7 protein-coding genes and 1 pseudogene are annotated in these 13,904 nt (G+C 70.4%); 5 read left to right on the forward strand and 3 right to left on the reverse strand.

Going from position 1 to position 13,904, the window contains the following annotated elements; translation table 11 throughout:
• The 3 genes from VF542_RS03380 to VF542_RS03390 all read right to left on the reverse strand — a co-directional run.
• Window positions 1–4,457, reverse strand: a 4,457-nt coding sequence (locus VF542_RS03380) for an amino acid adenylation domain-containing protein (protein WP_408650295.1), incomplete at its 3' end; no start/stop codon positions are given.
• Window positions 4,458–4,485: 28 nt separating this feature from the next.
• On the reverse strand, window positions 4,486–8,229 hold the full coding sequence (locus tag VF542_RS03385) for an amino acid adenylation domain-containing protein (RefSeq protein ID WP_408650296.1): 3,744 nt from the start codon (window positions 8,227–8,229) through the stop codon (window positions 4,486–4,488).
• Window positions 8,195–9,439, reverse strand: coding sequence for an MFS transporter (locus tag VF542_RS03390; RefSeq protein ID WP_408650297.1), 1,245 nt, complete (start codon window positions 9,437–9,439; stop codon window positions 8,195–8,197). Before VF542_RS03390 ends, VF542_RS03385 begins: the two co-directional genes overlap by 35 nt.
• 376 nt (window positions 9,440–9,815) lie before the next feature.
• Between VF542_RS03390 and VF542_RS03395 the strand changes: the two genes are divergently transcribed.
• From VF542_RS03395 to VF542_RS03415, 5 genes and pseudogenes are all read left to right on the forward strand, one after another.
• Window positions 9,816–10,520 (forward strand): HAD family hydrolase, encoded by a 705-nt coding sequence (locus VF542_RS03395; RefSeq protein WP_408650298.1) that lies wholly within the window; start codon window positions 9,816–9,818, stop codon window positions 10,518–10,520.
• Between the two features lie 167 nt (window positions 10,521–10,687).
• Complete coding sequence (locus tag VF542_RS03400; RefSeq protein WP_408650299.1) at window positions 10,688–11,842, forward strand: transaldolase family protein; 1,155 nt, start codon at window positions 10,688–10,690, stop codon at window positions 11,840–11,842.
• Window positions 11,839–12,567: a hypothetical protein gene (locus VF542_RS03405; protein WP_408650300.1), complete on the forward strand. Its 729-nt coding sequence runs from the start codon at window positions 11,839–11,841 to the stop codon at window positions 12,565–12,567. Before VF542_RS03400 ends, VF542_RS03405 begins: the two co-directional genes overlap by 4 nt.
• Window positions 12,564–13,304, forward strand: coding sequence for an SDR family NAD(P)-dependent oxidoreductase (locus VF542_RS03410; protein WP_408650301.1), 741 nt, complete (start codon window positions 12,564–12,566; stop codon window positions 13,302–13,304). The genes VF542_RS03405 and VF542_RS03410 overlap by 4 nt, the downstream gene beginning before the upstream one ends.
• 56 nt (window positions 13,305–13,360) lie before the next feature.
• Window positions 13,361–13,904 (forward strand): annotated as a pseudogene (locus VF542_RS03415) (hypothetical protein); the annotation flags it as partial.

Raw genomic sequence — 13,904 nt, forward strand, 5'->3', positions numbered from 1 at the left:
TCCACCGTGACGGCCGCCCCGCCGCAGTGCCCCCACAGGATCAGCGGCAGGTCGGCCTTGACCTCGATCTCGGCGACCGCCCGGCCCGCCGCCTCGGTGATGTCGGCGAACTCCCCACCCGAGACCGGCGCGTGGCCGGGCAGCTCGACCCCCCACACCGCGATCTGGTCGGTCAACCGCGCCACCGAGTCGGCCAGCGGCTTGAAGTTGATCGGATGCCCGCACGGGTAGGGCACGCAGATCAGCGCGCAGCGCGCGCCCCCGGCGGTCGGCGACAGCAGGTGCAGCAGCTCCTCGGCGGGTGGCTGGCGCCGGTCGGCCAACCGGGCCAGCTCGTCCAATCGCGGAGAGCGGGTGAGATCGCTCAAGGTGATCAGGCCGTCGAGCTCCAGCACGACCCGCAGGGCGGACAGCGAGTTGCCACCGAGGTCGAAGAAGTCGTCCGAGCCCTCGATCTGCTCGGCAGCCAAGTTGAGCACCTGCCCCCAGACCTCGGCGATGGCATCCATCGTCGACTGGGACGCCGCACCCGCCGGCTCGGCAGCTGGAACCGGCACCGCCGGCGCGGTGCCGGCCGCGACGCCGATCAGCGCCCGGTCCTCGGCGGCCAGTAGCGAGCGGGCGGTGTGCGAGGCCGTGGGCTCGTCGGCCATCAACTCCAGCACCCGGACGAAGTACCCACCGATCCGGTCGATCTGCGCCTGGTCGTAGAGGTGGCTGTGGTAGTGCAGGCACAGCCGCAGCTCGTCGTCGACGAAGTGCCGGGAGAACTCGGTCCGGAAGACGAACTCGGTCTCGGAATCCACGCGCACCTCCAGCAGCGAGAACTCCGGCAGCTGTTTCAGGTTCTTCAGCAGGTAGAAGTGGGTGAAGTTGAACGTGGTGTCGAACAGTGCCCGCTGAGTGCCGAGGTCCTGCTTCATCTTGGCCATCGGGTAACGCCGGTGCGGCAACAGGTCCAGCTCCGCCCGGTACACCTGCCTGATCAGGTCGGCCCAGGACTGCTCGGCGCCGCTACCAAGGTCGATCCGGAACGGCAGGCTGTTGAGGTGCAGGCCAAGCGTCGTCTCGGCACCGGGCAGCTCCGGCCGGCCGCTGTGCTCGTAGCCGGTGGTGACCTCCGAGCGCCCCGACACCAGGCCGAGCACCTTCATGTGAGCGGCCAGCAGCACGTCCTTGAACGGCACCGAGAGCGAGTCGGCGAGTGCGCTGACCCGCTGGGTGAGGCCGCCGGGCAGCGGCACGTCGCGCATCACCACCCGGAAGTCGTCGGTGTCGACCGCACCGGGCCGGCGCGGCACGTTCGTCGACTCCGCGCCGTCCAGGACCCGCAGCCAGAAGTCCCGGGACGCCGTCGAGCGCAGCGCCTCACGTTCAAGGCCGATGAAGTTGCGCAGGTGGTTGTCCACCGGCACGGCCTCCTCGGACGTGGCGGTGCCGCCGCCTTCGCGCAGCTGGTAGTACAGCTGGAAAAGCTGGGTGTGCAGCAGGCTGATGCTCCAGCCGTCCAGCGCCGAATTGTGCTGGCTGACGGTATAGCGGTAGAGCTCCTCGCCGAGGATCTGCACGTGCAGGGTGACCAGCTCGCCCCGCTCCCAGTCGAAGTGGCGCGCCTTCTCGGCCGCCAGCCATCGCTCGTGCCAGTCCGCCTGCGCCTGCTCGTCCAGCTGCCGCAGGTCCACCACCGACAGCGGCGGGCGCACCTGGCGGTGCACCACCTGCAGGAACTCGCTGTAACCGGTGAGGTGGTAGGTGGTGCGCAGGATCGGGTGGCGCAGGCTCAGCAGCCGGACCGCCTCGGTGAAGGCCTCGGCGTCGAAGGAGCCAGTGACCGAATAGCTGAGCACGTCGTGGTACTGGCCCAGGCCACCGGTGATCTCGGTCTGGAAGATCAGCCCGGACTGCAGCATCGACAGCGGGTAGGCGTCCTCGGCGTCGGCGGGCAGCAACGCCCGGTCCTCGGCCGAGATCAGCTCGAACGGCTGGAACCCGCCGCGGGCGGCCACGTCGGAATGCTCGTCCGCCGCGTCGGCCTCGATGCTGCCGGCAAGCGCGGCGATGGTCTGTGCGCGGAACAGCTGCGCGAAGGTGAAGTCCAGGCCCGCGGCACGCGACTTGGCCAGCACCTCGACGAAGTGGATGGAATTGCCGCCGAGGGCGAAGAAGTTGTCGTGCACGCCGATCCGGTCCTTGCCGAGCACCTCGCGCCAGATCCGGGCCAGGACCTGCTCGGTAGCGGTGCGCGGCTCGATGTGGGCGCCGGCCTTGGCGCGCCCGGCGTTCGGCAGGGCAAGCCGGGCACGATCGAGTTTCCCATTGGGTGTCAGGGGCAACTCCTCCACCGCCAGGATCCGGCCCGGCACCTCATGCTCGGGCAGCGCCTGCCGCAGGTGCTGCTTCAAGGCGGACTCCGGCGCCTGCTCGCGCAGCACCACGAAGCCCCGCAGCGAGGTCTGCCAGCCGTCGTCGACGGCAACCACGGCGGCGTCGGTCACGGCCGGGTGGGCCCGCAACCGCTCCTCGATCCCGCCGAGCTCGACCCGGAACCCGCGCACCTTCACCTGCAGGTCCACCCGGCCCAGGTAGTCGAGCGAGCCGTCCGGCAGCCACCGTGCCAGGTCGCCGGTGCGGTACAGCCGCCGCTCGCCCACTCCGGCACCGTCGACGAACCGCTCGGCCGTCAGCTCCGGCCGGTCGAGGTAGCCGCGGGCCAGGCCGGCGCCGGCGGCGTACAGCTCACCGGGCATCCCCACCGGCAGTTGGCTGCCGCGGGAGTCCAGGACGTACATCCGGATGTTGTCGATCGGCCTGCCGATCGGCAGCCGGGCCAGCCCGCGCAACCCCCGGACCGGTTGGTGGGTGACGTCCACCGTCGCCTCGGTCGGGCCGTAGAGGTTGATCAACTCAACGCCGTCGAGCAGCCGCTCGAACTGGCTGACCTGGCCGGGAGTGAGCACCTCGCCGCTGGCGAACACCCGCCGCAGGCTGGCCAATCGCCGGGATGCGCCGGCCCGCTCGGCCCAGACGCCGAACATCGTCAGCATCGAGGGCACGAAGTGCACGGTGGTCACCTGATGCCGCTCGATCGCCGCCGCCAGCAGCGCCGGGTCCTTCTCCGCGCCGGGATCGGGCAGCGCCAGCGCCGCGCCGGTGAGCGCCCACCAGAACAGTTCCCAGACCGAGACGTCGAAGGAGACCGACGTCTTCTGCAGCAGCACGTCCCCGGCTGAGATCGGGTAGGCGTTCTGCATCCAGGACAGCCGGTTGACCACGCTGCGATGCTCGATCAGCACGCCCTTGGGAGCGCCGGTCGAACCCGAGGTGTAGATCAGGTAGGCCAGATCACCGGCGCCGCCCTTCGGTTCCACCGGTCCGGTGTCCTCGCGGTAGCTGGCCGGGGCGCCGAGATCGAGCACCGGCGCCGGCCCGACGGTGCCGGCCAGGCCGCTGAGGAGATCGCTGAAGCGGGCCTGCGTGAGCACCAACCCGGCGTGGCTGTCGCTGAGCAGGTACTCGATTCGCGCCGGCGGGTAGGACGGGTCGACCGGCAGGTACGCACCGCCGGCCTTGAGCACCGCCAGGATCGCGACGATCAGCTCGGGCGAGCGTTCGGCCAGCAGGGCCACCACCACGTCGGGGCCTACTCCGTGGTCGCGCAAGGTATGCGCCAGCTGGTTGGAGCGGGCGTCGACCTCGGCGTAGGTCAGGGTGCCCGTGGAGCTCAGCAGCGCAGGCGCGTCCGGAGTGGCAGCGGCCTGCCGCGCGAACAGGCCGTGGATGGTGGCTTCGGTGTCGAAGTCGCGCTCGGTGGCGTTGCTGGCCGCGATGATCGCCGCGTCCTCGGCGGTGCTCAGCGGCAGCTCGGTGACCGGCCGGTCCGGCTCGGTGGTGGCAGTGTCGAGCAGCAGCTGATACTGCCGGGCGATCCAGCCGATGCTGGTCGCGGCGTAGCGCGAGCTGTCGTAGCTGACGGCCAGGGCCAGCGCGCCGTCCTCCCGAAAGCCGGTGAACCGCACGCCGGCTCCGGCGGAGCCGGCTGGAGGCGCGGCCGCCAGCTCGACCAGGACGTCGGCGCCCCGGCCGGCCGCGGTGTCGTGCGCCGTGCTCAGCGCAGGATCGGCAGCGGTGTCCTTCATCGCGCCGGCCACCCGGCCGAGCAACTCGCGCAGGGTGCCGGTCGGGTCCGCGCGCACCACCCGGCCGCCCGGCAGCCCCAGCGCTACCTCCTCCTCACGGGTGTAGCGGCCGAGCAGCGCCACCGCGGCGGCAGCCAGCACGGCCTGCAGCAGCTCGTCCTGGCCCCGGCTGATCCGGTCCAAGCGCGAGCTCAGTTCGGCCGGCAGCCGGAGCAGGTGGAGGTCGGCCGAGCGCCCGGCGAGGGAGTGGTCGTGCTCGGCACCCGGCGCGAAATCGACCGGAAAGCTCGTCACCGGCACAGCTGGATCGGTGTGTGACATGAATGGTCCTAAGGTCAAAGGTCAAAGGTCAAAGGTCGAAGTCGAAGGCTGAGTCGGAGCCGAAGGCGTGCGCCGCGGCGGTGAACGCGCCGACCGGTGTCGCCGGATCTGCCCGCACGGTGTCGAGGACGTGCAGGAAGTCATCGCGCCACAGCTCGACATCGGCGCGCCGCAGCAAGGTGGCCGAATGGTGCCAGCCCACCCGCAGGGTGTCGCCGGCCTCGTAGATCTGCATGTTCAGGTCGAAGACGGTCTGGCCGGTCGGCTCCAGGCGTACCTGGACGCCCCGGCCGGCGAAGTCGACGTGCAGGTAGCGGCTGCTGTGCAGCGCGATCAGCGCGTCGAACAGCGGCGTGCGGCTGTAGTCGCGGCGCGGTGCCGCCATCTCGACGACGTCGGAGAACGGAAGGTCCTGATGCGCGAAGGCTTCCTCGGCGGTGTCGGCGACCCGGCGCAGGTACTGGGCGAAGGTCAGGTCCGGGTCCGCCGTGGTACGCAAGCACACCGTGTTGGCCAGCATGCCTACCGTGCGGTGCAGTCCCGGCGCCGTGCGCCCGGACACCGGCGTGCCCAGCACGACGTCCGGGCTTCCGGTCAGCCGGGCCAGCAGGATGCCGTGCGCGGCGGCGAGCACCGCGAACAGCGTCACGTCCTGGTTGCGGGCCAGCTCGCGCAGCGCGCTCGCCCGGTCCCGGCCGAGGTCGAACTCCACCAGGTCGCCAGCCAGTTCCCGCAGCGGCGGGCGAACCACCGACAGGGGCAGGTCCGCGCGGGCCGGCGGGGTGGCGAACACCTTGTGCCAGTGGGCACGGTGTTCCTGGCGCAACGCGGCACCTGCCGGTCCGGCCAGCCAGGCCGCGTAGTCCCGGTAGCGAACGACCGGCTCGGGAACCGGCTGCCCCGCGTAGAGCGCCGCCAGGTCGGTGAGCAGGATCTGCAGCGAGAACCCGTCGGTGATCAGGTGGTGCAGCTCCAGGCGCAGCAGCAGGTGCTCCTCGGTGCGCCGCAGCTCGGCCCGCCAGAGCGGGGCCGTGTCGAGGGCGAAGGGCCGGGCGACCTGCTCCGGTCCGCGGGGCTGTCGTGGCCGGTCCGGCGGCTGGGCCGGCGGCTGGGCCGGCGAGTCCGCCGTCCCGGCAATCCGCAGCGGCAGGGTAATCGCCGCCTCGATCCGCTGACGCACCTCCTCGCCGTCCAGCACGAAGCGGGTGCGCAGCGCGTCATGGCGCTCGGCGAGCCGGCGCAGCGCCTCGACCAGCCGGTCCGGGTCGGTGTCCGCGGGCAGCTCGAGGGTGACCGGCACGTTGTAGTGCACCGCCGTCGGATCCTTGAGCTGTTCGAAGTAGAGCTGGCGCTGCTGGGGGGTGAGTGGATAGTCCGGCGCATCCTCGGCAGCCGGGATCACCGCCGCGACGGCCGGCTCCGCACAGTCCACCAGCTCGGCGAGCCGGGCCAGCGAACCGCTGCGCAGCACCGCGCTGACCGGCAGTTGGCGCCCCAGCCGCTCGGCCACCGCGCCGGCGAGCAGCGTCGCGGTGAGGGAGTCCGAGCCCAGGTCACGCAGGTCGTGTCGCATGCCGATCCCCACCATGCCCAGGGCGTCCTCGGCCAGCTCCACCAGTACCCGCTCGAGTTCGGTGCGCGGCGCGACGAACTCGGCACCGCCAAGTAGCTGCGAACCGTCCGGTTCGGGAAGCCGGCTGCGATCGACCTTGCCACTGCGGTGCAACGGCAGTTCGGCGAGCTCCACCAGGTAGGCCGGCACCGCGTGCGCGGGCAGCACTCGCTCCAGATGCTGCCGAAGACCCGAGACCGGCCGCCGCGCCACGTAATAGCCACAGAGGTACTTGTCAGCGCCGCTGCGGCGGGCGCGGGCCGTGACCACGGCGTCGGCGACGTCGGGGTGGCTGAGCAGGACGTTCTCCACCTCGCCCAGCTCGATCCGGAAACCGCGCACCTTCACCTGCTGGTCGCGGCGGCCGAGGAACTCGATGACGCCGTCGGGCCGGAACCGGCCGAGGTCACCGCTGCGGTACATCACCGCACCGGTGAACGGATCGGCGACGAACTTCTCGGCGGTCAGCTCGGGACGGTCCAGATAGCCCGCGGCCACCCCGTGACCGCCGAAGCACAGCTCGCCTGGCACGCCGATCGGGCACAAGCCACCATCGGCGTCGAGCACGTAGGCCGTGGAGTTCGCGATCGGGCGTCCGATCGGGATGCTGGCCAGCTCCGCGCGGGCCGGATCGTTGCGCTCCAGCTGGTAGGTGAGGGAGTAGGTGCCGTTCTCGGTGGGCCCGTAGGCGTTGATCAGGATCAGCTCCGGGCACGCGTCCAGCACCTTGGCGACATGCGCCGGCGACAGTACGTCACCACCGGTGAACAGCTCGCGCAGCGGCCGGAAGGCCGTCGGATCCTGCTCGACGATCTGGTTGAACAGCGGCGAGGTCAGCCACAGCGTGGTGATCCGCTGGGCGGTCAGCTCCGCGCTGAGCGCCCGCGCGCTGAGTATCACGTCGTTGCCGACCAGGTGCAGGCTGCCACCGTTGAGCATGGCCGCCCACAGCTCGAAGGTGCTGGCGTCGAAGGAGATCGAGCCGGTGGGCATGATGCGGGTGTGCGGTCCGAGGTCGGAGTACTCGACCCCGCGGACCAGCCGCACCACGTTGCGGTGGGTGATCCGCACGCCCTTGGGCCGGCCGGTCGTGCCGGAGGTGTAACACAGGTAGGCCACCGCGGAGCCGGCAGCCGGTTCTGCCGCTGCCGGGTCTGGCTCTGCCTTCGCCTCTGCCTCTGCCTCTGCCGCTGCCTGCTCCGGCTTTGCCGGGCTCGGTGCGGCGGAGGTGGCGCCGGGGTCGAGCACCGTGCCGGTGAACTCGAAGTCCATCGGGGAATCGGTGATCAGCACCCGGGTGCCGGAGTCGGTGAGCAGGAACTCCACCCGGCCGGGCGGGTAATCCGGATCGATCGGCAGGTAGGCGGCGCCGGCCTTGAGGATCGCCAGGGCACCCACCACCAGATCCGGGGTGCGGCCGGTGCGCAACCCCACCAGGTCGCCGGGCCGCACGCCGCTCGCCCGCAGCGCGCGGGACAGCCCGTCGGCCCGGTCATCGACATCGGCATAGCTCAGCCGCTGGTCGCGCCAGCTGATGGCCAGTGCCTCCGGCGCCCGGCGAACCTGCTCCTCGAACAACCGGTGGACGGGCGTGTCCGCCGGGTACGGACGGGCAGTGTCGTTGAACCGGCCGAGGATCAGGGCACGCTCGTCCTCGCTCACCAGTTCCACCGCCCGCACCGGACGCCGCGGTTGGCTCAGCGCCCGGCACAGGTGCTCGGCCAGCCGCGCCGCGGTCACGGGTTCGAACAGCCCGCGGCGGTAACCCACCCGCAGGGCGTCCTCGCCGGCACTGAGCACCAGATCGGCGGCCTCCTCCGGGGGCACCACCCGGTCGGTGAATCGAACGGCGCTGTGCCGGGCCGGCTCGTGCGCCGCCGTGGCCAGCAGCTGTGCCGCGGTCGCGTTCGGGTCGACCCGCACCGACAGCGCGCCGGCCCGGCCGGCCAGCTCCACGTCGAGCAGCAGGTCGGCCTGGCTGGTGTACTTGTACAGCACCACCAGGAAGGCCGCGAGGACGGCGGCCGGCTGGTGGCCACCGGCGGGTACCGGCACCCAGGACAGCCCGGCCGCACCGGCGCCCGCCGCGCAGGAGCGGGGATGGTCGGCAACCAGCTCGACCGGCTCAGGATTCGACGGCGGCCGGGCGACGGTCGACATCGGCGCTCACCCCCAGCCGGAACGGGATGCTGCGGAAGATCAGCAGCGTGAAGATCCCCGGCGTGGCGGCCAGAATGGTCATCACCACCACCAGTTCGGTGTAGTGGCTGCCGCTGAGCAGGATGCCGGCGAGCGCCGCGCCGAGGGGCAGCGCGCCGGCCATCGTGGTGCGCATCAGGGTCATCGCGCGACCGCGCATCTGCATGGGCGTGCGGGTCATCCGCACGACACCGCCGAGCACGGTCATCGGAGCGGACAGGATGCCGTTCAGCAGCAAGGCGATCACGATCACCGGCAAGCTGCGGGGCACCATCAGCAACAGCAGGCCGCCGGTGATGATCTGCAGCTGACCGATCCGGATCATCTGCTTCTCCGAGGTCTTGAGCGCGCCGGAGACCAGCGAGCCGACCAGCTCGGCACCGGCCAGCACGGCCAGCAGCAACCCCAGAATGCCGGGGCCGCTGTCGAACTCGAACTTGGCCAGCCACGGCAGCGCGACCAGCAGCGCGCCGACGGCGATGTTGAAGGACGCGAAGGACAGGGTGAGCAACAGCAGGAACTTGTCGTGGACGATCATGTCGAACACCGGTGCCCAGCCCGACCGGCGCTTGCCGTCGGCGTCCTCGACCCGGGCCGGGCGATCCAGCGGTGCCGAGATCCGGCTGATCAGGTACGCGAACACCAGGTAGGTGGCGGCATCGAGCAGCAGCACGTTCGAGGAGCCGATCAGGGTGATCAGCAGCGCGCCGACCGCCGGCCCGACGATGTTGGCCGCGCCCATCGCGGTGGACTCCAACCCGAACGCCGCCTGAAGCTCGGTCTCGGGTACCAGTTCGGGAATGACCGCCGGGGTGCCGGCCAACGGGATGATCTTGAGCAGGCCGTAGATCAGCGCCACCGCGTAGAGCTGCCACATCTCCAGCCGGTCGAGCGCGGCTGCCAGCGGGATCAGCGCCACCACCACACCCCGGAACACCGAGTCGTAGATGAAGAGCTTGCGCCGGGAGAACCGGTCCAGCAGCGGGCCTATCACCGCCCCGCCGGCGATCACCGGCAGGGTGAGGCAGACCCCGAGCACGCCGAGGCCGCCGGCGCCGGCACGCTCCACGGTGATCCAGGCCAGCGCGGTGTAGGTCGCGCCGTCACCCAGCAGGTTGATCGTCAGCGCCGTCCAGAGCAACCGGTAGTCCGCTATGCGCAGGACAGCCACGTACGCCTTCACACTTGCACCCCTTTTTACCGAGAACGACCCGAACGCACCGACGGCGCGCTCGCACCTGAGCGCGATTACGATGCCATCTTTTCGAGCAGCCAGCAGCTATACCGCTGAGGTTGCGATCCCGTCACCTGATACGTGAGGCGCCCCGCTCGCGATTTCGGTCGTGCACGTCCAATCGGCAGTGCTTCTATGCCGTCCTCGTGTGCATAGTTGCGCAGTCAAGCAGATAGCGAGCTTCCTCGCGCCATAGGTACCTCAATACGGTTTCTCCACACAACATGTATACGGATGGATAATCCTTGTTAGGCAATCTGGGCACTTCAGGCAAATTGTTGTGAAAATCCATTTGGTGCGGTTATATTGCAAGATGTTGGTGCGGACCGGTCCGATGTGTGGCGCACCGATCGACGCACCGGTTCTGGCGGCTTTGCTCGACTGTGACGGCGTCCTGGTGGACAGCGAGTCGTTGTCGGCCACCGTCCTGACGGCGATGCTGGCCGAGCAGGGCGTGGGGTTCGGCGCCGGCGAGGCGCTGGAGTTGCTGCGCGGCCGCCAGGTTGCGACCTGGGTCGCCGAGCTGTTCGGGGTGCTGCCGTTGACCGGCTCGCCCGATGCATTCGTGCCCGATTATCGCGCGCGCGTCTCCGCCGCCTACCGCCGCCGCCTCCGCGCCGAGCCGCATGCGCAGGAGTTGCTCGACGGAATGGGAGTTCCGTACTCGATCGTCTCCAACGCACCCGGCTGGAAGGTCACCGAAGGCCTGCACTGCGCCGGATTGGACGCCGGCTCGGCCTGCCAGTACGTCAGCGCCTACGACCTGCGGTCCTGGAAGCCCGAACCGACCGTATACCTGCAAGCGGCAGCCGGCCTGGGGGTGCCGGCCGGTCGCTGCATCGCGGTCGAGGACAGCGACGCCGGCATCCGCGCCGCGCATGCGGCCGGCATGGCAGTCCTGCATTACGCCCGGGACGAGGCCGTCCTCACCCATCCGATGGCCCTGGCCCGCAGTCGGAGTCACCTCCAGACCCGCCTTCTCATTGCCAACCTCGCTACCCAGGGAGCTGCGGTATGAACCGCCCAGTGTCCGAGCGCGTACCACAGCAGGCTCCTTCCAGCGGAGTGCTCAGCCGGACGCGGCCGGTACTGCCCGACCCCCCGGACAGCACGCCGCGGCTGAAGCCGCTCCAGCCGAAGGAGGTATCGCCGAAGGCAGTGCGGTCCACGCCGGCGCGCGCGAGGGTGGCACAGCCTGCCGCAGTAGCGCGGCGGGCCGATGGGTGCGGCCATGCCGAACTCGCCGAGGAGATCCGCAGAGCGCGAGTCACCACCCCGGGCCTGGAATTCTGGTTCGACTCCCACCCGCGCATCCACGCCCCCGACACCCCGGCCGGCGATGCGGTCGCCGGCACCCTGGGCCACTTCGGCCGGTCCCCGGCGGGCTCACCGCAACTGGCGGCCCAGCTCACCGGCGTGACGACCAACCCCATCCTCATCGAGGAGTACGACTCCGTGGTCCGGCAGCGCAGCCGTGGCGGCAGCCCGCGGTCGGCCGCTACCCGCGACAGCTGCTACCACACCCACATCGCATCGGCGGCCGAAGCAATGCGCGCGCTGCACCGCACGTCCGGTGGCCGGTACGGCTGGGTCTCGGCACAGGTGTCGCCGGCGCACACCTTCGACGCCCTCGCCATCGTGGAGGAGGGCCTGCAGCTGGCCGCTCTCGCCCAGAACGTGATGGTGAAGGTGCCGGGCTCGCTGGAGGGCTACCGCGCCATCGAGCAACTGGTCAGCCGCGGGGTGTCGGTCAACGGCACCCTGAGCTTCAGCCTGGCGCAGTTCGAGGCCTTCGCCCTAGCCGTCGCCGCCGGTCGCGGCCGGCTGACCGGCTCGGAGAACGAGCACGTCCGCACGGTCGTCACGCATATGACCGGTCGGGTCGGCGATGCCGTTCGGGCCTTCAGTGGAACGACCCAACTCGACGTCCGGGCCCTGCGGCTGGCCGAGGCGGCGCTGGCCCGGCTCGGTGCCGACCTGGTCGCCGAGATCGAACCACGCAGCTCCATCCTGCTCTCGAGCGTGCGGGTCGACCCGGGCGCGGCCGAGGAGTGCGTGCACCTCACCGCGACCCTGGACAAGCCGGTTGCCTACACGATCAAGCCCGACACCTACGCCGCACTGGAACTGATTGACACCGCCAAGGTTTTCCAGCCGGATCCGGGCCTGCTCGACGAGGTCGACGCGGCCGGCCTCGATCCCACCCACGAGCTGATCCGCCCGCTCTTCAACCGGAATCTGCCCGCCGCCCAGTTCTGGGCGATGCCGCAGTTCCTGCAGACGCTGGCGGAGGCCAGCTCCTCGCACCTGAAGCTGATCGGGGGGGTGCACGCGGCATGAGGCTGTCCCTCTGGAGCCATCCGCGCTCGCGATCGACCGCTCTGGAACGCTACTTCCAGAACCGGGGCGACGTTCTCACCCACCACGAGGTGCTGGCCGACTACTACTACATCCACCTGCGTGCCGAACCGATCGATCATGCCGAGCTCGACGGCGACAGCGGCCGGAGCTACGAGGAAGCAGCCGCGGTGCTGCTCGAGCCCACCGAGAAACCCCTGGTGCACAAGGACTTTCCCTACCACGCGATCGACGAGCTCTGCGCCGATCCGCGGTGGCTGGCCGGCCACCACGTGATCCTGGTGCGCGAGCCGCGCGAGACCATCTACAGCAACCTCAAGCTGCGTGGCCAGGTCACCGCCAAGAACCTCGGCTATGCCGACCTGTGGCGCTGGTACTGCCACCTCGACGCGGCCGGCTCCGCGCTGCTGGTCCTGGACTCCGGGCGGCTGAACGTCGACCCCGTCGAGGCCATCGGCGAGCTGTGCCAGTTCGCCGGCCTTGCCTTCGACGAGCGGCACCTGAGCTGGCCGGCCGACATGAACGCCGACTGGGCCAAGTGGGCGGGATGGCACGTCGACGTGGCCCGGAGCCGGGGTTTCGGGCGCGCCGCAAGCGTTCCGGCCGACTGGACGGTGCCTGCCGAACTAGAGGACGTCCTCGCCGAGGCGAGCGAGATCTACACCCTGCTGCAGCAACGGATTCCCACGAAGGCGGTATCGAGATGACCGAAACCACGACGGCCACCGGAACCTGCATCGTGACCGGCGCCGCGAACGGCATCGGCCGCGCGCTGGCCCGGCGGCTGGCCGGCGCGGGCTACGAGTTGCTGCTCGTCGATATCGACGGCGACGGGCTGGAGTCAGTGGCAGCCGAGTTGCCGGGTGTGCCGTGGACCGTGCGGGCAGACCTGTCGGGGCAGCGCGGCGTCGAGCAGGTGTGCGAAGCGATCGGCAAGATCGACAAGCCGGCCGCCCTGATCAATAACGCCGGGATGTATCGCGGCAACCCGCTGCACACCTACGACGTGCCGAGGATCGAGGGCGACTACTGGGTCAACGTGCTGGCACCGATGCTGCTCACCCAGGCCTATGCCACCCCACTGGTCGAGCGGCAGGATTCCGGCTGCGTGGTCAACCTGTCCTCGACCGCGGGCGAGATCGGCAGCTCCGATGCCGTCTACGGATCCTCCAAGGCCGCGGTGATCGGGCTGACCAAGTCCCAGGCGATGAACTACGCCCCCTGGGTCCGGGTCAACTGTGTCTCGCCCGGGCTGGTCCGGGGCACCGCCATCGAGCAGCGGATACCGCCCTACCGCCATGCCGAATACGCCCGCCAGGAACAACTGAGCACCCGCCTGGACGCCGACTCGGTGGCCGAGGTCATCCAGTTCCTCATCTCGCCCGCCAGCCGCAACCTGACCGGCAAGGTGCTGCCGGTCGACAACGGCGCCTACCCGCGCTGAGCGTGATCGGCGCAGCGACCCCGGCACGAATCAGCACAGCCCGAAGGAGCAACGTCATGCAGCTGAGCCCGACCCCACACTGCCGCATCCTGATCGTCGGCTACGGCGACCTGGGGAAGAAGATCGCCAACGCCCTGGTGCTGGACCCGAGGGTCGAGGCGATCGGGGTCACCTCCCGGTCCGAGGAACTGGCCGAGCGGGATTCGAACCTGCTGCGGTTCACCGCGATGAACCATGGTTACCGCGGTGACATCAGCGGACACGTCCTCGATCTGGAGGAGCCGGCCGGCGCGGTCGACGTGCTGGACCGCTTCGAGCCGACCATGGTGGTCAACTGCGCCTCCGTCCAGTCGTGGCGGCGGTTGACCGAACTTCCCAGCGAGCTCTTCCGCGAACTCGACGAGGCCCAATTCGGGCCGTGGCTGCCGATGCATCTGGCTCCGGCCCGGGCGCTCGGCGAGGCGGTGCGGGCGCACGGCGGCTCGCCGGTAGTACTCAACTGCGCCTTTCCCGACGCGGTCGGCCCGGTACTGGCAGCACTGGGCCTGGCCCCGACGATCGGCGGGGGCAACGTGGCCAACGTGGTGCCGGCCCTGACCT

The sequence above is a fragment of the Jatrophihabitans sp. genome, from assembly GCF_036389215.1.
Lineage (GTDB): Bacteria > Actinomycetota > Actinomycetes > Mycobacteriales > Jatrophihabitantaceae > Jatrophihabitans_A.

What these genes read in the sequence shown, in the direction of transcription:
- VF542_RS03385 (WP_408650296.1), bottom strand. Translation starts at nt 8,229, where the DNA reads ATGTCGACCGTCGCCCGGCCGCCGTCGAATCCTGAGCCGGTCGAGCTG.
- VF542_RS03395 (WP_408650298.1), top strand. Translation starts at nt 9,816, where the DNA reads ATGTTGGTGCGGACCGGTCCGATGTGTGGCGCACCGATCGACGCACCG.
- VF542_RS03405 (WP_408650300.1), top strand. Translation starts at nt 11,839, where the DNA reads ATGAGGCTGTCCCTCTGGAGCCATCCGCGCTCGCGATCGACCGCTCTG.
- VF542_RS03410 (WP_408650301.1), top strand. Translation starts at nt 12,564, where the DNA reads ATGACCGAAACCACGACGGCCACCGGAACCTGCATCGTGACCGGCGCC.